17 protein-coding genes are annotated in these 20066 nt (G+C 64.6%); 9 read left to right on the forward strand and 8 right to left on the reverse strand.

Annotated features, from left to right (window positions below; all coding sequences use genetic code 11):
* Nucleotides 1-5 precede the first annotated feature (5 nt).
* Nucleotides 6-1382: a VWA domain-containing protein gene (locus tag WI560_RS23140; protein ID WP_375305009.1), complete on the forward strand. Its 1377-nt coding sequence runs from the start codon at nt 6-8 to the stop codon at nt 1380-1382.
* Between the two features lie 33 nt (nt 1383-1415).
* On the opposite strand, the gene WI560_RS23145 is transcribed toward WI560_RS23140, so the two are convergent.
* A complete protein-coding gene (locus WI560_RS23145; RefSeq protein ID WP_028137743.1) occupies nt 1416-1598 on the reverse strand; it encodes a hypothetical protein in 183 nt (60 codons plus the stop codon).
* A gap of 347 nt (nt 1599-1945) precedes the next feature.
* On the opposite strand from WI560_RS23145, the gene WI560_RS23150 reads away from it, so the two are divergent.
* Complete coding sequence (locus WI560_RS23150; RefSeq protein WP_257175761.1) at nt 1946-2167, forward strand: hypothetical protein; 222 nt, start codon at nt 1946-1948, stop codon at nt 2165-2167.
* Nucleotides 2168-2217: 50 nt separating this feature from the next.
* On the opposite strand, the gene WI560_RS23155 is transcribed toward WI560_RS23150, so the two are convergent.
* Nucleotides 2218-3591 carry a hypothetical protein gene (locus WI560_RS23155; RefSeq protein ID WP_375305010.1) on the reverse strand — a complete coding sequence of 458 codons (1374 nt, stop codon included), beginning with the start codon at nt 3589-3591 and terminating at the stop codon, nt 2218-2220.
* A 351-nt stretch (nt 3592-3942) separates the two neighbouring features.
* Here WI560_RS23155 and WI560_RS23160 point away from each other — a divergent pair, with 351 nt between their 5' ends.
* From WI560_RS23160 to WI560_RS23175, 4 genes are all read left to right on the forward strand, one after another.
* A complete protein-coding gene (locus WI560_RS23160; RefSeq protein WP_375305011.1) occupies nt 3943-5532 on the forward strand; it encodes an ABC transporter ATP-binding protein in 1590 nt (529 codons plus the stop codon).
* A complete protein-coding gene (locus WI560_RS23165; protein WP_375305012.1) occupies nt 5516-6607 on the forward strand; it encodes an ABC transporter permease in 1092 nt (363 codons plus the stop codon). The genes WI560_RS23160 and WI560_RS23165 overlap by 17 nt, the downstream gene beginning before the upstream one ends.
* Nucleotides 6594-7511 carry an ABC transporter permease gene (locus WI560_RS23170; protein ID WP_375305013.1) on the forward strand — a complete coding sequence of 306 codons (918 nt, stop codon included), beginning with the start codon at nt 6594-6596 and terminating at the stop codon, nt 7509-7511. The genes WI560_RS23165 and WI560_RS23170 overlap by 14 nt, the downstream gene beginning before the upstream one ends.
* Before the next feature lie 77 nt (nt 7512-7588).
* Nucleotides 7589-8665 (forward strand): BMP family ABC transporter substrate-binding protein, encoded by a 1077-nt coding sequence (locus WI560_RS23175; RefSeq protein WP_375308889.1) that lies wholly within the window; start codon nt 7589-7591, stop codon nt 8663-8665.
* 107 nt (nt 8666-8772) lie between these two features.
* Here the strand turns inward: WI560_RS23175 and WI560_RS23180 are convergent, their stop codons facing one another.
* Nucleotides 8773-10122 (reverse strand): 8-oxoguanine deaminase, encoded by a 1350-nt coding sequence (locus WI560_RS23180; RefSeq protein WP_375305014.1) that lies wholly within the window; start codon nt 10120-10122, stop codon nt 8773-8775.
* A 166-nt stretch (nt 10123-10288) separates the two neighbouring features.
* On the opposite strand from WI560_RS23180, the gene WI560_RS23185 reads away from it, so the two are divergent.
* Together WI560_RS23185 and WI560_RS23190 are read left to right on the forward strand one after the other, a co-directional pair.
* Complete coding sequence (locus WI560_RS23185) at nt 10289-11113, forward strand: FAD binding domain-containing protein (RefSeq protein WP_375305015.1); 825 nt, start codon at nt 10289-10291, stop codon at nt 11111-11113.
* Nucleotides 11110-13836, forward strand: coding sequence for a molybdopterin-dependent oxidoreductase (locus tag WI560_RS23190; RefSeq protein ID WP_375305016.1), 2727 nt, complete (start codon nt 11110-11112; stop codon nt 13834-13836). Before WI560_RS23185 ends, WI560_RS23190 begins: the two co-directional genes overlap by 4 nt.
* Here WI560_RS23190 and uraD read toward each other — a convergent pair.
* The 4 genes from uraD to WI560_RS23210 all read right to left on the reverse strand — a co-directional run bounded on the left by uraD (nt 13833) and on the right by WI560_RS23210 (nt 17726).
* Entirely contained in the window at nt 13833-14720 is an 888-nt protein-coding gene (uraD, locus tag WI560_RS23195) for a 2-oxo-4-hydroxy-4-carboxy-5-ureidoimidazoline decarboxylase (RefSeq protein WP_375305017.1), read from the reverse strand. The genes WI560_RS23190 and uraD overlap by 4 nt on opposite strands.
* Nucleotides 14721-14722: 2 nt before the next feature.
* Nucleotides 14723-15658: an allantoinase PuuE gene (gene puuE / locus WI560_RS23200; protein ID WP_375305018.1), complete on the reverse strand. Its 936-nt coding sequence runs from the start codon at nt 15656-15658 to the stop codon at nt 14723-14725.
* Nucleotides 15659-16072: a DUF3830 family protein gene (locus WI560_RS23205; RefSeq protein WP_248879009.1), complete on the reverse strand. Its 414-nt coding sequence runs from the start codon at nt 16070-16072 to the stop codon at nt 15659-15661.
* Between the two features lie 1240 nt (nt 16073-17312).
* Nucleotides 17313-17726 (reverse strand): hypothetical protein, encoded by a 414-nt coding sequence (locus WI560_RS23210; RefSeq protein ID WP_375305019.1) that lies wholly within the window; start codon nt 17724-17726, stop codon nt 17313-17315.
* A gap of 284 nt (nt 17727-18010) precedes the next feature.
* On the opposite strand from WI560_RS23210, the gene WI560_RS23215 reads away from it, so the two are divergent.
* On the forward strand, nt 18011-18262 hold the full coding sequence (locus WI560_RS23215) for a DUF2798 domain-containing protein (RefSeq protein WP_375305020.1): 252 nt from the start codon (nt 18011-18013) through the stop codon (nt 18260-18262).
* A 6-nt stretch (nt 18263-18268) separates the two neighbouring features.
* Here WI560_RS23215 and WI560_RS23220 read toward each other — a convergent pair whose 3' ends face one another.
* On the reverse strand, nt 18269-20056 hold the full coding sequence (locus tag WI560_RS23220) for a chloride channel protein (protein ID WP_375305021.1): 1788 nt from the start codon (nt 20054-20056) through the stop codon (nt 18269-18271).
* Between the last annotated feature and the right edge of the window lie 10 nt (nt 20057-20066).

The following is a 20066-nucleotide window of genomic DNA, read 5'->3' on the forward strand; positions in this document are numbered from 1 at the left end:
CGCCGATGCGCGAGAACCTCCATCGTTTCTTTCGGGCAGCGCGGGGCGTCGGCGTTCACGTTTCGCCTGCCGAAAGCATCGATGCGATGCGCGCGGTCGCACAAGTCGGCATCTCCGACCGAGCCGTGCTGCGCGACGCGCTGCTGCTGACGCTCGCCAAGTCGAAGGACGAGAAGCTCGCGCTCGGGGATTGTTTCGATCTGTTCTTCAGCCAGCCGGAGCTGCGGCAGGACCAGCCCGAGGCGAACGACGACGACGCCTCGCAGGACACGGATCAGTCGCCCGCTTCCAGCTCGGCCAGCGAGCCGGGCGAAGGGCAGCCTCCTGAGGGTTTGGGCCCGCTTGCGCAGATGCTGCTGTCGCAGGACCGCAATGCGATCGCAGCCGCCATCGCCAGCGCTTCCGGTGCGGCCTCCCTGTCTGAGATCCGCTACTCCACCCAGCGCGGCATCTTCTCCAGCCGCATCCTCGACGCCATGGGCCTGCAGCGCCTGCGCGACGATCTCGACCAGCTGACCGCGACCAATCCCGCGCTGGCCGAGCGCCTGCGCGCCGCGCTCGACGCCTTGCGCGAGGCGGTGCGCGACACGGTCGCGCAAGGGCTTGCGCTCTATGCCCGCGAGGAGGCCGAAAATCTTCGCAACGAAATCCTGCGCAACGCGCCGCTTGCCCGCATCGAGCGGCGCCAGGTCGCCGAGATGCGCGCCCTCATCCGCCAGATCGCGCGCCGGCTGCGCGAGCGCTATTCCAAGCCGCGCAAGCGCCAGCGCCGCGGCCATCTCGACGTCCGCCGCACACTGCGCCGCAACGCGGCCTGGGGCGGCGTGCCGTTCCTGACCGCGTGGAAGCGCAAGCATCGCGACCGGCCGAAGATCGTGGCGCTCTGCGACGTCTCCGGCTCGGTCGCTCAGGTCTCGGATTTTTTCCTGCTCCTGATCCACTCCTTGCACGAAGTCGTCGATGACGTCCGTTCCTTTGCCTTCTCCTCGCATCTGATCGAGGTCAGCGACATCCTGGAGGCGAAATCGCCGGAAGAGGCAATGGCCGAGATCATGTCCAAGGTCGGCTTTGGCTCGTCCGACTACGGCTCTTCGCTGGTCGATTTCGAGAAGAGCTTCATGAGCGCGCTGACGCCGCAAACCACGGTGATCGTGCTCGGCGATGCCCGCAGCAACAATCTCGACCCGCGCGCCGACATCCTGCGCCGCATCTCCGAACGTTCGAAGCGGCTGGTCTGGCTCAATCCCGAAGGGCGGCTCGCCTGGGGCTTCGGCGATTCCGAGATGCCAAGCTACGCGACCTTCTGCAGCGTCGTGCGCCAATGCGCCACCGCGCAGCAACTCGAGCGCGCCGTGTCCGACATCGTGGCGACTTATCAATAGGTCCCGCGCGCGGCCAACCTCGTTGGCAAAACGTCAGTTTCGCGCAAGCTCCGCTTGGCCGAGGTTACACTCCCGGAAGTGATAGGCGATTTCGTCGAGCGCGCGTTGCTCCCATTCCTCGGCTTGCGCAAGCCAGAACAGCCGGCGATCCAAATCGAGAGCCGCACGCTCCCGGCACAGGGATTCCTGACTGCGAATTTCGACCAGCCTGTTCATGCACTCCACTCCTGCCGTGTGAAGTCATTCCCCGCGTATCAACCTAACAGAGTCCCTGATTGCTCGCTTCACCATTTCTGTGCATCTCGCGACGCATCATGGGACAGCGATGCTTCCTGTGCACTGCAACAGCCTCGCACCGCAACATCAACTGCGGATCATCAATTAGTGATCGAGCCCACGACATATTCCCGATCAGGCGATCTTCTTCTCTTGTCGCAACGAAGTGCGGCAATTTGTGAAGAGGTGTTCTAAACGGCCTACCGAATTCCCGACTCATTGTCGTCGCATGGTCTTCATGCGGCGCCGCTAACAGGGGCGCGAAACGGCACGACCCTTGAGGCAACATGAGCAATGATTTCGAATTCGAACTTGCGCCGGACCAGTGGGAAGCGCTGCGTACATTACGCAACCCGCTGTCGAACGGCCGCCTGGCGAAGTCCTATCTTGTCGAAGGCCTCGTCGAGCTCGGCCTCGTTGCCATCAACGACGGCGTACCTGCGATAACGCCGGCCGGACGCAAGGTGCTCGTGCGCGGATCGTGCCGGTTGCTGGATCTCGTGGCGTGACAGGTTCGCGCTGATCCTCGGCGACATCCCTGCCGGCATATCGCCGCAGGTCAGTCGTTCCACTGCAGGAGCGGCGATCCATAGGCCCTCCTCCAGACGGACAGGAAGCGCGGAAACCAGGAGTGGGCTACCGCGCCCTTATAGGCCCAGGTGCGATATTTCAGCCCCTGCTCGGAGATCAGCTCCTGATATCCGCCGTGCAGCTCAGTCGCAGTTCGTATGTCTTTCAAGATTCCCTGGGCGCAGGAACGGTAGGTGTCGCTCCCCGAAAATTCATCATAGTCGATCATGCGATCCGCGAATTCGACGTTGAACGTCGGCCAGGAGGTACGTCCCTGATAGGCAGGCGCCGCGATCTTGTGGATCAGCTTGTTCCGCGGGTTATCCGCAGACACCAGGAAGTGGAACGTGCTGGGGATGCGAAAGCGCGGCTCGGCAATGATCAGATCCGCCGTGGCCGCGAACAGCGCCCGCTCGCCAGCATCGTTCAGATTCCAGAAGCCGCGATGCACGCTGACGAAATCCAGCGCAACTGATGACGCCGGCGGGCCCTCCGGCCCGTCGAGAGAATGCCTGATATATCCGTCCCTGCCGAACAGACGGAGCAGGTCCTTCTTATACTGCACGAGGTCGCGCCCGAGCAGCCTCTTCAGCTCGTTCTCATCGACGATTCCGAGCTGCACGCCCCACACGAAGGTCGTGTGGACGCAGGCATTGGTGACGAAGCGCCGGCGCTCGGCGCGGGTATCCGTTGCGGCGGAGCGAGGGCCACGAGCGTCGCACAGCAAACAGGAGCTGCCGTCATGATCGGACGGCTCGAGCTCGCTTGCGAGCTTGAGGATTGCGCGCCTCAGGTCACCGCCATACTCAGCCAGCAGCAGGCGTCCGGCATGCGCGCATTGGGACATCGCCAGATAGGACGGCGCCCTCTGGTCGGCCAAGATCATCTGCCGCAGGCCGGCCAGAATGCCGAGCAGCGTATCCGATGGGCGCGAGAAGTAGTTCACGCCGAGGTATCGACCGCGCCCGGCCGGGACGATGGTCGTCGTGACGACATCGGCGCGAGCCGCCTCCAGCAACAAGCGGATGCTCCTGTCGAGAAGCCGCGCCCTCCGCACCGCGTCCTGCGCATCCATGATGGTTTCTGGGTCGAGGACGTCAGGATAGAACCAGGCGAAGTCGCGGGGGTAGTAGGCGGATGCGTGGGGTGCGCCGGTGACGAGGAAGGCTTCGGTCACCGAAAATGCGCTGTCCATCGCGTGCCGGTAGAGGTCCTCGATGGCCGACAACGAATGCGACGATTTTCTCAGGAATCGATCCCCGAGAAAATTGACCGCCTGGAGGGTGTTGGCGAAAAACGTCGCAGCAACACCTCGGTAGAATCGGTTTCCGCGATCTGAAGACAACGAGATGTCGCTATTCATATGTGGACTAGGAGTAACTCCGATGGTGCGGTCACCATCCGAAGCTTGGCTGATTCGTGTTTCGTCCAGATGACTTGCCGGCTGCCAGATTGCATCAACCTGCCTCGGGCGATCCTTCCCGCGGCCCGTCGATCGCCCCTAGCCGCACCCGCGCAGCGGCGTCGGCACAGGCGTGATCGCGCGACTTTGCTCACTGCGACGTCAAGTCTGCATAGCGGGTTCCAATTTGGCCTGGACCGTCACATATCTGCAACAGGCGCCCGCTTCCTGCCGAAGCGTTGAGCAAGGGATGACGCATTTTCACACCTTACGCCGGGCTCCAAACTGGCCCACTATCGAGACATTTCACCCATGCAAGCGCATCCGCGAATGTTGGATTCAATACCTGACGGCCTGAATTCCGGCGAATCTCCGCTGCTGCGGACGATCGGGCTTACCAAACGATACGGCGATTTTCTCGCCAACGATTCCATCGACATCGAGATCTGGCCCGGTGAAATCCATGCGTTGCTCGGTGAGAATGGGGCCGGCAAGTCGACGCTGGTCAAGGCAATTTACGGGCTGATCCAGCCCAGCTCCGGTGAAATTTACTGGCAGGGCGAGCGCATTGTGCTGTCCGGCCCCTCGGACGCCCGCCGCCGAGGCATCGGTATGGTCTTTCAACACTTCTCGCTGTTCGACAACCTCACGGTCGCCGAGAACGTCGCGCTCGGCCTCGACGGACGGGAATCCTTCAACGACATGTCGGCACGGCTGGCGCAGGTGTCGAAGACTTACGGCCTTCCGCTCGATCCCCAGCGCGAGGCCTGGCAATTGTCGGTCGGCGAGCGCCAGCGCATCGAGATCGTCCGTGCGCTGATGCAGGACCCGAAATTCCTGATCCTGGACGAGCCCACCGCGGTCTTGACGCCGCAGGAATCCGATCAGCTTTTCATCGTGCTGGAACGCCTCAAGTCCGAAGGTCGCGCCATCCTCTACATCAGCCACAAGCTCGAGGAAGTGAAGCGGCTCTGCGATACCGCCACGATCCTGCGCGGCGGCAGGAAGGTCGAGACCTGCGATCCCCGGCGCGAGACCGCCGCTTCGCTCGCGCGCATGATGGTCGGCGGAGAGATCAAGGAGGTGAAGGCGGCGGCCCGCCGGAGGACCACCGTGCCGCGGCTCGTGGTCAACGATCTGTCGCTCGGACCGAGCGAGGCGCATGGCGTGCGGCTCGAGCACATCTCGTTCGAACTGAAGGGCGGCGAGATTCTGGGCATCGCCGGCGTCGCCGGCAATGGTCAGGACGAGTTGTTCGCCGCGCTGTCGGGCGAGCGATTGTCAAAGGATCCGGGTACGGTGGTGATCGAAGGCATTGCCGCCGGCCATCTCTCCATCACGCAACGGCGCAAGCTGGGGGCCGCCTTCGTTCCCGAGGAGCGGCTCGGCCACGGCACGGCACCGCGCATGAAGCTCTCGGAGAACGCGCTGCTCACCGGACATGCCGCGAGCGGCATGGTGCATCGCGGCTTCATCGATACCGCCGCCACGCTGAAGACCGTCGACCGTGCGACCGAGACGTTCGACGTGCGCAAGGCCAAGCGCGATCCCGAAGCAGCGTCCCTCTCCGGCGGCAATCTGCAAAAATTCATCGTGGGACGCGAGATCCTGCGCAAGCCCGCGGTGCTGGTCGTGAGCCAGCCGACCTGGGGCGTCGACGCCGGCGCCGCTGCCGTCATTCGCCAGGCGCTGCTTGATCTCGCCACCGCCGGCGCCGCCGTGCTCGTGACCAGCCAGGATCTGGACGAACTCGCCGAGATCGCCGATCGTATCGCCGTGATGTTCCACGGCAAATTGTCAGCGCCGCTCGCCGCCAGCGAGGCGACGCGCGAAAAGCTCGGCCTTCTCATGGGCGGCAGCAGCCTGGAGCCGAAGGAGGCGGCGCATGCAGTTGGTGCTTGAGAAGCGCGCCGAGCGCTCCGGCACGATCGCGCTGGTTTCGCCGCTGATCGCGGTCGGCCTCACGATCGCGACGATGGTGATCCTGTTAGCGATCCTCGGCAAGAATCCGCTGCTCGCATTGCACGCCTATTTCATCGCGCCCTTGACCGACGGCTATTCGCTCCAGGAGATCGCCGTGAAGGCCGCGCCGCTGGTGATGATCGCGATCGGACTGTCACTCTGCTATCTCGCCAATGCCTGGAACATCGGCGCCGAAGGCCAATTCCTGATCGGCGCGGTGGCCGGAAGCTGGATCGCGGTGAGGACGCAAGGCACCGACGCCGGCGCCTGGGTGCTCCCGGCCATGTTCGTCCTTGCCGCCGCCGCAGGTGCGCTCTATGCGCTGATCCCGGCGATCTGCAAGGTGAAGTTCGGCGCCAGCGAGATCCTGACCAGCTTGATGCTGGTCTATGTGGCCGACCTTCTCCTCGACTATCTCGTGCGCGGCCCCTGGCGCGACCCGCACGGCTTCAACTTCCCGACCACGGCCGAGTTCGATCCGGTGGCGACCGTCCCATTGCTGATCGAGGGCGGCCGGCTGCACCTCGGCGCGATCATCGCGCTTCTTGTCGTGGCGGCTGCCGCAATCCTGCTCGGGCGAACCATCAAGGGTTTTGAGATCCGCGTCGTCGGCGCCGCCCCCCGTGCGGCGCGGTTCGGCGGCTTCAAAGCCGACCATCTAGTCATCCTGACCTTCGCGGTGTCGGGCGCGCTCGCGGGCCTTGCCGGCATCATCGAGGTTGCAGGTCCCGTCGGCCATCTCCAGCCCGGCATCTCCCCAGGCTATGGTTTTACGGCGATCATCGTTGCCTTCCTCGGCCGGCTGAATCCGCTTGGAATATTGGTTGCAGGCCTTTTCCTTGCGTTGACCTTCATCGGCGGCGAGCAAGCGCAGATCGCGATGAAGATCCCGTTGGATGTCACCAAGGTTTTCCAGGGTGTTCTGCTGTTCTACGTGCTCGCCTGCGATTCCCTGATCCTCTATCGCTTCAGGTTGGTCTTCCCGAACCGTCAGGTGGCCCGTGGAACTCGTTGAAGCCATCGTCCTTTCGGTCCTCGCCGCATCGACGCCGCTCCTGATCGCCGCGACCGGAGAGCTCGTGACCGAGCGCTCCGGCGTGCTCAATCTCGGCGTCGAGGGCATGATGATCGTCGGCGCGGCCTGCGGCTTTGCCGGTGCCTGGCTCACCGGATCGATCTTCATGGGCGCATTGTTCGGCATCCTCGCGGGCACGATGATGTCGCTGATCTTCGCATTGATGGCGCTCGGGCTCGCCGTCAACCAGGTCGCGACGGGACTTGCGCTGACCATCCTCGGCGTCGGGCTGTCCGGACTGGTCGGTGCCGGCTTCGTCGGCGAGCGCATCACGCCGGCAGTTCATCTGTCGATTCCGGGCCTCACCGATATCCCGCTGGTCGGCCGCGTGCTGTTCGGGGAGAACGCTTTCGTCTACGTCTCCATTGCGCTCGTCGTCGCCGTCTGGTGGTTCCTGTACCGCACGCGCGCGGGACTGATCCTGCGCGCCTGCGGCGACAATCACGTCTCCGCGCATGCGCTCGGTTATCCCGTGTTGCGCATCCGCACCTTCGCCGTGATGTTCGGTGGCGCATGCGCCGGGCTTGCCGGCGCCTATCTGCCGCTCGCCTATACGCCGTTCTTCATTCCCGGCATGACCGCGGGCCGCGGCTGGATCGCGCTGGCGCTGGTGGTGTTCTCGTCCTGGCGGCCGGGCCGGCTCGTCGTCGGCGCCTATCTCTTCGGCGCCGTCACGATCCTTCAGCTGCATGCGCAAGGCTGGGGCGTCGGCATTCCCTCGCAATTCATGTCGGCGCTGCCTTATCTTGCGACAATCCTCGTTCTGGTTCTGCTCTCCCGCGCGCGCAGCGGCGGCTCGACCGCACCGGCCGCGCTCGGGACCGCATTCGTACCTGACCGCTGATTTACATTTTCGCGACGGGCGCGATGGGGCGCGCAGGTTGCGGATCGTGGCTTTCCCCTGATGTTTGGAGATCGATGATGAGGAAATCACTTCTTGCGCTGGCCGCCACACTGTTGCTCGCCGGGAGCATTGGTGCAGCCTCCGCCGCCGACAAGCTGAAGGTCGGCTTCATCTATCTGGGCCCGATCGGAGACTTGGGGTGGACCTATCAGCACGATCTGGGGCGCCAGGCTCTGGTGAAGGAATTGGGCGACAAGATCGAGACCACCTATCTCGAGAACGTGCCCGAAGGCCCCGACGCCGAGCGCTCCATCGAGCAGCTCGTCCGCGCCGGCAACAAGCTGATCTTCACGACGTCGTTCGGCTATATGGACCCGACGCTGAAGGTCGCCAAGAAATATCCGAACGTGCATTTCGAGCACGCCACCGGATACAAGCGCAACCCGAACATGTCGACCTATTCGGCCAGATGGTATCAGGGCCGCTACATTCAGGGCCTGATCGCGGCCAAGATGTCGAAGTCCGGCGTGCTCGGCTATATCGGCTCGTTCCCGATTCCGGAGGTCGTCTCCGGCATCAACGCGACGATGCTGGCGGCGCAGACCATCAACCCGAATATCAAGGTCAAGATCATCTGGGCCAACACCTGGTTCGATCCCGGCAAGGAAGCCGATGCCGCCAAGGCTTTGATCGACCAGGGCGCCGACGTGATCATGCAACACACGGATTCGCCCGCGGCGATGCAGATCGCCAGCGAACGCGGCAAGCTCGCCTTCGGCCAGGACTCCGAGATGATCAAGTTCGGGCCGAAGACCCAGCTGACCTCGATCCTCGACACCTGGGGCCCCTACTACATCGAGCGCGTCAAGGCCGAGCTCGCCGGCACCTGGAAGTCCGAGGACCGCTGGGGCGGCCTCGACAGCCACATGTTCACGATGGCGCCCTATACCAACATGCCCGACGAGGTGAAGAAAATGGCGGAGGATGCCCAGGCCGCGATCACCTCAGGCAAGCTGCATCCGTTCAAATGCCCGATTGTTGGGCAGGACGGCAAGCCGGTGGAGTGCAAGGGCGGCGATCACCTCGATGACAGCCAGATCCTCGGCATGAATTTCTACGTCAAGGGCATCGACGATAAGCTGCCGGGCAAGTAGCACGCTTCTTGCTTTGCCCAAATTACCTGCTCCTCCCGGAGGAGGTTCGGAGGGGGTGGCCAGAAGCACCCGGCACTTGTGGTCGCCCCCTCTTTCAATTTCTACCCCTATCCCACCTGCAGGGCCCGCGCCGCGGAACTGTGGCGACGGATGAGATCGGCGACATCCAGACCGGGAATCGCGCCGTCGATCACGACCCATTGTCCAGCTACCATCACGCGGTCGGCCCGATGCGCCCCGCACAGCACCAGCGCGGCCAGGGGATCGCCGTGGCCGGAGAAGCGCAGCTCGTCCAGCTTGAACAGCGCGAGATCGGCCGCCTTGCCGACGGCGATCTCGCCGAGTTCCGGCCGGCCGACGCAGGCCGCCGAGCCCTTTGTGGCCCAGCGCAACGCATCCTTGTGGCTGACTTTCGTGACGCCATAGCGGGCCCGTTGCAGCAGGAATGCAGCCCGCACCTCCTGCATCAGGTTCGATCCGTCGTTCGAGGCCGAGCCGTCCACGCCAAGCCCAATCCCGATGCCGGCCTCCTCCATCTCGCAGACCGGACAGCAGCCTGAGGCCAGCAACTGGTTGCTGCAGGCGCAATGGCTGATGGTCGTCCTGGCCTTGCCGAGCCGCTTGATCTCGTCGGCGTTGAAGAAAATGCCGTGAGCGAGCCAGGTTCGCGCATTCAGCCAGCCGCATTGTTCGAGATAGTCGAGCGGGCGGCAGCCATACATCTGCTCGCAGAACTTGTTCTCATCCTCGGTCTCGGCGAGATGGGTGTGCAGCCGCACATCGAGCTTGTCGGCGAGATCGGCGGTTGCGCGCATCAGGGACGTCGTCACCGAGAACGGCGAGCACGGCGCCAGCGCGATCTGCACCATCGCATCCGGACCACGCTGGTGATGTTCGGCGACCACGCGCGCGCTGTCGGCGAGGATCGTGTCCTCATCCTGCACCACGCTGTCGGGCGGCAAGCCGCCGTCGCGCTGTGACAGGTTCATGGAGCCGCGCGTCAGCAGCACGCGCACGCCGAGCCGCTTTGCGACGCCGACCTCGATGTCGATGGCGCCTTCGAGTCCTGTCGGGAAAACGTAATGATGATCGGTCGTCGTGGTGCAGCCCGACAGCAGCAGCTCGGACATCGCCACGGTGACACCGAGCTCGAGTGCCTCAGGCGTCAGCCTCGCCCACACCGGGTAGAGTGCCTGGAGCCAGGGAAACAGCTCGCGGTCCATCGCCGCCGGCAGCGCCCGCGTCAGCGTCTGGTAGAAGTGATGATGGGTGTTGATCAGGCCCGGCAGCACGACGTGCTCGCTTGCATCGAACACCGCGACATCGGCAGTCGCAGGCGTGCCGCCGGCCGGCACCAGCTCGACGATCCGGCCGTCCGTCACCACAATCCCGCGCTCGGCACCGTCGGCGAAGATCGCCAGGGGATCCCTGATCCAGATCGGCCTTGTGTCGCCCATGATTCCGCTTCTCCTCACATTCGTTGACGACAGGACCGCAAGACGGAGGCGGGTCCGATCGCCGTCTTGCCGCGACTTGTCGTTGCGACTTCTTGTTGCGACTTGGCTCTGGTCTTGCAAGACTTTCTGTTGGACGATTCACCCCGACGCAAGCGTGGGCGCAGCCATGGACTTGAATACCATCACAGCGGTCGCCCATCCGCAAACGCGCGCACAGCTCCCGGTTTGGACGGCGGGAGATGCTTGGCTGGCAGGCGGCACCTGGCTGTTCTCGGAGCCGCAGACTCATCTGACACGGTTGATCGATCTCACCGATCTGAAATGGCCGGCGCTGACGGTCACCGAGAACCATCTCAGCATCGCCGCGACTTGCACCATCGCACAGCTCGATGGTTTCGTCTGCCCGCCTGACTGGCGCGCAGCGCCGCTGATCGGCCAGTGCTGCCGGGCCTTTCTGGCCTCGTTCAAGATCTGGAAGACCGCGACCATCGGCGGCAATCTCTGCATGTCGCTGCCGGCAGGGCCGATGATCTCGCTCGCTTCCGCGCTCGATGGCGTCTGCACCATCTGGAAGGCCGGTGGCGGCGAGCAGAAGATTCCGGTCATCGACTTCATCACCGGCAACCAGCGCAATCGCCTGACGCCGGGTGACCTGCTTCGCCGGATCGATGTTCCGATTGCCGCGTTGAAGCGCCGCACGGCGTTTCGCCAGATCTCGCTGGCACCGGTCGGCCGCTCGGCGGCGCTCCTTATCGGCAGCCTCGATGGCGATGGCACGTTGACGCTCACGGTTACCGCATCGACGGTACGGCCGATCCGGCTGTCCTTTCGCGGCGTTCCGGACGCGAGTGCGTTGCACGCGGCGATCGCACAGCAGATCACCGACGATCTATACCACAACGACATCCACGGCCAGCCACTCTGGCGCAAGCACATGACATTGCGGCTCGCCGAGGAGATTCGCCGCGAGCTCCTGGGAGCAATGCCGTGAGTTTCGAGATCAACGGCAAGAGATTTTGGCAGGAGCCGCGCGCCGGCCAATGCCTGCGCACCTTCTTGCGCGAGCTCGGCCATTTCGGCGTGAAGAAAGGCTGCGATGCCGGCGATTGCGGCGCCTGCACCGTGCTGCTCGACGGCGAGCCGGTGCATAGCTGCCTGATCCCGGCATTCCGCGCCGAGGGACGCCCCGTGACCACGATCGAAGGTCTTGGTGGAGACCACGGCACGCATCCGATGCAGCGAGCCTTCCTCGACGCGCAAGGCTTTCAATGCGGCTTCTGCACCGCCGGCATGATCCTGACCTGCGCCTCGCTGAACCAGGCCCAGCGCACCGATCTCGGCGCGGCGCTGAAGGGCAATATCTGCCGTTGCACCGGCTACCGCTCGATCGAGGATGCATTGCTCGGCAAGACCAACGTCGAGACAGGCGTCGAGGCCGGCGCCGCCTTCGGCCGCAGCCTGCCGGCGCCCGCCGGCCCCGACATCGTGCGTGGCATCGCGCGCTACACCTTCGACACCGCAATCGACGGCCTGCTCCACGTCAAGCTGGCGCGCTCGCCTCACGCCCACGCCAGGATCGTCGCGATCGACGCGTCGCAAGCCCGGAAAATTCCCGGCGTGCACGCGGTGCTGACGCACGAGGATGCACCTTCGGTCCTGATCTCGACTGCGCGGCACGAGATGGACTGGATGGACCCGGAGGACACCCGCGTTCTCGACGAGGTCGTCCGCTTCATCGGACAGCGGGTTGCCGCAATCGTCGCCGAGAGCGAGGCCGCCGCCGAGGAGGCGTGCCGGCGGTTGAAGGTCGATTACGAGATTCTGCCAGCGCTGATCGATCCCGAGCAGGCGATGGCGCCGGGCGCGCCCATCATTCATCCCGAACGGACCACCGCGAACCGCATCGCCGATCCCCAGCGCAACCTCGCGGCGGAGACGCATGGCGAATTCGGCAACGTCGCCTCGGCGCTCGCGACGTCCGCCGTGACTTACGAGGGCACTTTCCACAGTCATCGCGTGCAGCATGCCGCGCTGGAGACCCATGGCGGCCTCGCCTGGCTCGATGAGTCCGGCGTGCTCAATGTCCGCAGTTCGACCCAGGTGCCGTTCCTGACCCGCCGCGCGCTGTCGAACATCTTCCAGCTTCCCATGGACAAGGTCCGTGTGTTCTGCGAACGCGTCGGCGGCGGCTTTGGCGGCAAGCAGGAGATGTTCGTCGAGGACATCCTGGCGCTCGCTGCGTTGAAGACTGGCCGCCCTGTCAAGCTGGAGTTCACCCGCGAGGAACAGTTCATCGCGACCTCGACGCGGCACCCGATGCGGATCCACATCAAGGCCGGCGCCGACGCCGGCGGCAAGCTCACCGCGCTCCAGCTCGATTTGCTGTCAAACACCGGCGCTTACGGCAATCACGCCGGGCCCGTGATGTTCCACGCCCTGGCGGAATCCATCGCCGTGTACAATTGCCCGAACAAGCGGGTCGATGGCTTTGCGGTTTATACCAATACGGTGCCGGCGGGGGCGTTTCGCGGTTACGGCCTGCCACAGGCGCTCATTGCCGTGGAAGCCGCAATCGACGAGCTGGCGAAGCAACTCGGCATCAGCGGCTACGAGATGCGCCGGCGCAACATCATCAGGCCCGGCGATCCCATGTTGTCGCCGCCGCCGTCCGAGTATCACGACGTCGTCTACGGCTCCTACGGGCTCGACCAGTGTCTCGACCTGGTCGAGCGCGCCATGCAGGCCGATGATCCACAGCCGGACCTGTCGCCGGATTGGCTGATCGGCGACGGCGTCGCGCTGACCATGATCCACACGGTGCCGCCGGCCGGACATATCGCCGACGCCACGATCGTGCTCAACGAGCACGGCGGCTTCGAGCTCACCGTCGGCACCGCCGAGTTCGGCAACGGCACCAGCACCGTGCACCGGCAGATCGCGGCGACCACACTTGCGACCACCGTCGACAGGATCCACCTGCGCCAGTCCGACACCGCCCATGGCGGCCATGACACCGGCGCCTATGGCAGTGCCGGCATCTTCGTCGCCGGCAAGGCGACCCATGCGGCCTCGATGCAGCTCGCGACCGAGCTGAAGGCGGCCGCCGCCGGCGCGTGGCTGTGCGACGTCGGGACTTGTGTGCTCGAGGACAATGCGGTCGTCTGCGGCGTTCGGCGCATGTCCTTTGTGGAGCTGGCGAAGCTCGGCGGCGAACGCGGACGACCATTCACAGGCAACGGCAATTCCGGCGGCACGCCGCGCTCGGTCGGCTTCAACGTGCAGGGTTTTCGCATCGCCGTGAACCGGGGCACCGGCGAGCTCAAGATTCTCAGGAGCGTGCATGCGGCCGACGCGGGCGTCGTCGCCAATCCCATGCAGTGCCGCAGCCAGGTCGAAGGCGGCGTCGCTCAAGCGCTCGGCGCCGCGCTCTACGAGGAGATGGTGATCGATGCCGAGGGGCGCGTCATCAACCCGAAATTCCGCGACTACCACCTGCCCTCATTCGCCGACGTGCCCCGCACCGAGGTGTTCTTCGCCGAGACGTCCGACAGCATCGGTCCATTGGGAGCAAAGTCGATGAGCGAGAGCCCGTACAATCCGGTCGCTGCCGCGCTCGGCAATGCCATTGCCGATGCCACCGGCATCCGCTTCACTGCACCGCCGTTCAAGCCGGACCGGCTGTTTCCGGCGCTGCTCGACAAGTTCGGCGGCTAGCTGCCGCGATAGGTCGAATAGCTCCACGGCGTGACCAGCAGCGGCACGTGATAGTGGCCTTCCGGCTCGCTGATCGCAAAGCGCAGCGGGATTTCGTCGAGGAAGGGCGGGTCGGTGAGCTGGACGTTGCGCTCGGCGTAGTATCCGGCAATGCTGAATCTGAGCTCGTAACGGCCGATCGGCAGCGGCCGGCCGCCGATCAGCGGCTGGTTGGTGCGGCCGTCCGCATTGGTGACCGCGCGCGTGATGACGCGGCTCTCGCCGAGCGCGGAAAGTTCGACAAGCTCCACGGGGATGCCCGCCGCGGGCCTGCCGATGTGATTGTCCAGCACATGGGTCGACAATTGGCCATGCACCTTCAACGCGTCGTCGGCAATGACGAGCTGATCGAGCCGCAGCGCGGAGATCCGACCGATCTCCTCGATCGCACGCCGCGTCTCGGTCTTGGCGATATTGCGCAACCGGACCTCGAAATCGCGCAGCACGGAATCCCGGGTGTGCCGGCGCACGCAGACGATATAGGGAAAGCCGAACTTGGCGCGATAGGCGTTGTTGACGCGCTCGAAGGCGGCGTATTCGGCATCCGACAGCCGATCGAGGCCGGCGCTGCTCTGCTCATTGGTCGAGTCCGCCGTGAGGCCTGCCGCGCGCCGGGTCTTGCTGGCGAGATCGGGATGCGCCCGGATCAGCGCGAACTGCACATCGGGGTCGGCGCTTTGAATCGCCGCCATCAGTGCCGTGTGCAGCTGGTTGATGCCGGCGAACGGCCGCTTGTCGGCGAGCTGCTCGGCGATCCACGGCGAATATTCGACGACGTTGGCCAGCGCGGCGACGAAATCGGGTTTTGCAGCGGCATTGAGATCGGACAGGGAGATCTGCGACATCGTCAACCGATCTCAAATGCGTCGGCGGCAAGATGCGCGTGCCTGGCGTGCCAGTGCTGCGCGATCTGCAATCGCGTCGGCACCCAGACACGCTCGTGCTTGCCGATATAATCGAGGAAGCGGATCAGGCCCGCAGCGCGGCCGGGCCGGCCGGCGAGGCGGCAATGCAGGCCGACCGACATCATCTTGGGCGCGGTCTCGCCTTCGGCATAGAGCACGTCGAAGGCATCCCTGAGGTAAGTGAAGAACTGCTCGCCTTCGGCAAACCCTTGCGGGTTGATGAAGCGCATGTCGTTGGCATCCAGCGCATAGGGAATGACGAGCTGCTTGCCGTTCGCGCCCTTGATCCAATAGGGCAGATCGTCGGCATAGGAATCGCAGAGATAGAGGAAGCCGCCCTCCTCCATCAGCAGACGGTTGGTGTTGATCGAGGAGCGTCCGGTGTACCAGCCGAGCGGCCGCGCGCCGGTGGCTTCGGTATGGACGCGGATCGACTCCGCGATCTCGGCGCGCTCCTGCGCCTCGGTCATGTCCTTGTGCTCGATCCATTTCAGGCTATGACTGGCGATATCCCAGCCCGCCTCGTTCATCGCCGCTACGATCTCGGGGTTGCGCTTGAGCGCGGTGGCGACGCCGAACACCGTGGTCGGCCAGCTGCGTTCGCCGAACATCCGCCACAGCCGCCAGAACCCGGCGCGCGAGCCGTATTCGAACATCGATTCGATATTGGCGTGGCGCTGGCCGGGCCACGGCTGCGCGCCGAGCACGTCGGACAGAAACGCTTCCGAGGCCGGGTCGCCGTGCAGGATGTTGTTCTCGCCGCCTTCCTCGAAATTGACGACGAACTGCACCGCGATGCGCGCATCGCCGGGCCATTGCGGGTGGGGCGGGTTGCGGCCGTAACCGCGGAGATCGCGCGGGTAGCTTTTATCGGTCACTCAGACTTCCTCAAAGCGGATCGGCAGGGCGCCCTTCCACAGCACGCTCTTGCCCAGCGTTGCCAGATTCTCCAGGCCGGAGGTCAGCGTGATGAAATGGTTGCCGGCGAGCTGGCCCATCTTGCTCGCGAAATGGACGCTGCCATAGGCCAGCAGGATCTCGGTCTCGCTGATGCCGCCGGGATAGAGAATGATCTGCCCGGGCGCGGGGTAGCTGGTGTGGTTCTCGTAGCCGACGCCGAAATCGAGGTCGCCGAGCGGCATCCACACGCCCTCGCCGCTCCAGCGCACATGGATGATGTGGCTTTCGAACGGCAGCGCCTTGCGAAAGGCGGCGACGGTCTTGGGTGCCAGCTGCTCCTCGAAGCGGGCATCGAAGGTGAAATCGCCGGCGCGGATAACGAGCTTGCTCATCTCATCTCTCTGGATCGGGGCCGGCCGCCCCGGCTCAAGCAAGAGCACTCCCGACGACTTCGCGCAAGTGGCGCGGTCGCATCACCCGCGGTCCCCGGACCAGCCGAACATGGCGCGCCGCCGCGGCGCCGGTTCCGGCTCGGCGCAGGCCGCGGCGTCTCCTTCGCCGCGGTGATTGCCGCAATGGATTCCATTGAACCGGATTGGGAGAGGCAAGTCCATCGGCGCCAGCGGGCATGATGCCGAATATTTAGCCGGCACGGGCCGGGCCGGCGGGCGCACCGCGTCATCGCCACTCGCTTTCGTGTCCCGGACAAGTCGCAACGCGCGAGCGTTGCGGCGCAGAGCCGGGACCCAGTGTCGTAGGGTGGGCAAAGGCGCATAGCGCCGTGCCCACGATCTGTCCGATGCGGCGATAGACGCGTGGGCACGCTGCGCTTTGCCCACCCTACGAGATCGGAGTTTGTGCTCGCAGCTCAAATCGCAGACATGCCTCATCAGCCTCGCGGCTTGTTTCGCCCGAGCTTTGCTTGCGTCTTCGCGCCTCGGAAAGCCAAGAGGGCACAGGGAAGGCCGGGTGCTGACAACGCACCCGCGGTCCGCTGCGCGAAAATGCACACGCAGAAGAACCGCACAGCAGCATACAGGTGGTGCCGATCACTCGGCCTTCCCTGCGCGATGGTCGGACGGCTTATGCCGTGCTCTCCCGGGAGCCGAACTTTCCCTCTGGCCTCCCTCGCCCCGCGAATTGAATGATGCAGTCTGCCCGGTTGGGCTCGCTCGCACCTCCGCGGAAGCTTGACCGTAGCAACGACGGCCAGGACCACACGGTTTTGCCGTACGCACGGCCCGCCATGTCGCCGCAGTATTCCCAGCCCTGTCGACAAAGCCGGAAACTTACAGGCGAGACGAAGCCTGACAGCGCCGTTCGTCTGCACGCGGCCACGGGCTCACAGGGACTACCCGCCCTGCCCGCACCTCTCGTGCCGACGCTGCCGCGTCCACCGCAAGCCCGGCTCGCGATCAAGACGACCTCGAGATCGCCCCTCCTGGATGAGCCGGGATGGGCGACACATACGTCAAAACCGAATTTCGGTAAAGTGGAATATTTTTGCCGAGGCGGATTGACAATGGGGCGACACAGGCACGGCGGCGCATCTCAAAAGGGCGGCACAAAGCACCGCCCTCTTTCGTGCAACCCAATCCGGGCAGCGTCGAAAACGATCGCTCGATACGATCCCTAGTAGCCCGGATCGTAATAGAATTGACCGCCACCGCCGCCGTAATAGCCGTGACCGCCGTAATAGCCGGGAGCACCATAGTAGGGACGCGGGCCGTAATAATAGCGGTTCTCGTAATATTCGCGGCGCCGGCTCTCGGCGATCGCACCACCGATCACCCCCGCAGCCAAGCCCATGAAGGCCAGACCGGCAGCGTTGGGTCCGCGTCGATAGTAGTGGCGACGCCGGGCTGCGCTGAAATCAGTGACCTCGGACGACCCCTGCCCTGCCGTGACGGGTTTTGCGGACAACGCCTCGACCGCCCCGGGGGACGCCGCGGCCGAGGGCGACACGGAGGTTGCGACCATTGCCAGGCTTGCGAACGCGGCCAGCGCCAGGTTGCGGCCGGCAGAAATCATCGGTCTAGCAGTCATTTTGACCTCCTAGGTTCTTGCGTAAAGATATGCAAACCACGTCAAATGCGCAAACCACTGAAATGGTTTCCTGATCGCGGCAATCCGCCACGCTTTGAACGATTGTAAACGAACGGCCAAATCGCAGCTTGCACCCTCCAACCTGAGCGAATAATGAACAGCCGCGCCGTTTTGCGGTCGCCGTAAGCGTTTGACGTGAACCAACGCATCAACCGACGTCGTCGGGATCGATGCCATTTCCAGGGTTCAACGTGATCGACGCGTCTTTCCATAAGAGAAATCAGATGATTGCGGTTCGCAAACTGCCGGCGCGCTATGCGCCGATCGTGATGCCGTTCGTGCTGTCCATCCTCATGACGGCGGTGGTGTCGGTCATTTCGACGCTCCGGAGCCTCGGCGCGACGCCGGCGTTCCTCGCGACCTGGCCCGGCGCCTGGGCGCTATCCTGGCTGGTCGCCTTTCCAACCCTGCTCGTGGTGCTTCCACTGGTGCGGCGGATCGTGACCTGCCTCGTTGCAGCCCCATCCCGCCAATAGGCGCACTTACGACAACGCCCCCAGCACGCCGCGCGTCGCCTTGTCGATCTCCTCGACATAGCGACGGCGGGCGAAGGTTTCGGTGAGAAAGCCGATCACCTTGCGGCTGTCGGTGGAATCGACCACCGCCAGCATCTCGGCCTCGGCCTCGTCGAACACAGCCATCGCCGACTTCACGTTCATTTCCGGGATCAGCACGATGTCGATCAGGCGGGCGAGCTCGACCACCTGGATGTCGTCGGCGATGCTGTCGAGATCATTGGAGAACAAGTCGGGCAGCATGACCAGCCCGACATATTCGTCCGCGTTGTTGACGATCACGATTCCCGGCCGCGAGCCCAGCGCGAACTCGCGGCGGACGGCGGCGATCGTCGTGGTCGAGGGCACCTTGCCGACGTCGGAGCGCATCAGCCGCTCGACGGTGAGGTTGCGCAGCCAGCCGACGTCGTTGGCGCTGCGGATGGTCTCGCCGCGCAGATGCAGGCGCCAGGTCGAAAAGGAATGGCCGAACATGAACCGGACGCAGATCGAGGTGACGATGCAGCCGGCCAGCACCACGGCGGTGACGTCGACGTTGCGGGTCATCTCAAGCACGAGGAACGACATGGTGAGCGGGCCGCCGACGATGGCGACGCCGAGCGTCGCCATGCCCGTCAGCATCGCGACCAGTGGATCGATCGCGAAGTTCGGGCTGATCAGAAGCAGCACCGCGGCAAAGAACTTGCCGATCAGGCTGCCGACGAATAGCGATGCGAAGAACAGGCCGCCGCGGAAGCCCGAGGCGAGCGAGATCAGGCACGCCGTCACCTTCAAGGCGATGATCAGCGCGATCAGGCCGATCGTCATGTCGTGAAAGAGGTCGAGCACCATGGCGCCATGGCCGGCCGCCAGCACCTGCGGCGTGATGATCGCAAAACCCCCGACGATCAGGCCGCCGAACACCGGGCGCAGCCAGACCGGCAGCCAGGCGAACAGGCGCTCGAACATCGGCGAGGAGCGCATCACGGCGATGCCGACGCCGCTGGTGATGAGCGCAAGCCCGATCAGTGCCAGATATTGCTCGACGCCGACCGCGCTGACCTTGGGTATCTCCAGCGAATACGGCGCGCCGCCGAGCCATTGCGCAGTCAACGCGCCGGCAAGCGAGGCGGCCAGGATCGGTGCCGCGCTGCCGACCGAATAGACGCCGACGATCAGCTCGCAGGCGTAGAAAGCGCCGGTGATCGGCGCGCCGAACGCCGCCGCGATCGCGGCGGCAGCGCCGCAACCGACCATCAGGCGGAGATCGTTGCGGCGAAGATTGAAGAACTTGCCGAGCAGCGAAGCAATTCCAGAGCCGATCTGGGTGTAGCCCGCCTCGAGGCCGACCGAGGCACCACAGCCGTTTGAGATCAGCGTCTGGCTCGACACCACCACGCTGTCGCGCATCGAGAGATTGCCGCCGCGCAGCGCGTTCGCCTCGATCGGGTCGACCGCGTTCGATATCTTCATGCGCCGCCGCGACCATTCCATGATTCCGAGCAACAGCCCACCGAGCGCAGGCGCAATCAGTGCCGCCCACGGACTGACGCTCGCGTGAGCCGACAGGTGGACATCGATGGGGATGCCGTAGATCACCACATGCGCGATCTGGGCGATGTGGGCCATCAGCGTCACGACCGAACCCGCGAGCGTGCCGATCACCAGCGCGAGCGGGATCAGGTAGAACTCGTTGCTGCGCAAGAGGGCGCGCAGCCGAACCATGGTGCGGTTCGTCCCCTTGCGATCGAAGAGATGCCTGATCCGTACGAACACCCTCTGCCTG

This window comes from Bradyrhizobium sp. A11 (genome assembly GCF_042077125.1).
Taxonomy (GTDB): domain Bacteria; phylum Pseudomonadota; class Alphaproteobacteria; order Rhizobiales; family Xanthobacteraceae; genus Bradyrhizobium; species Bradyrhizobium japonicum_B.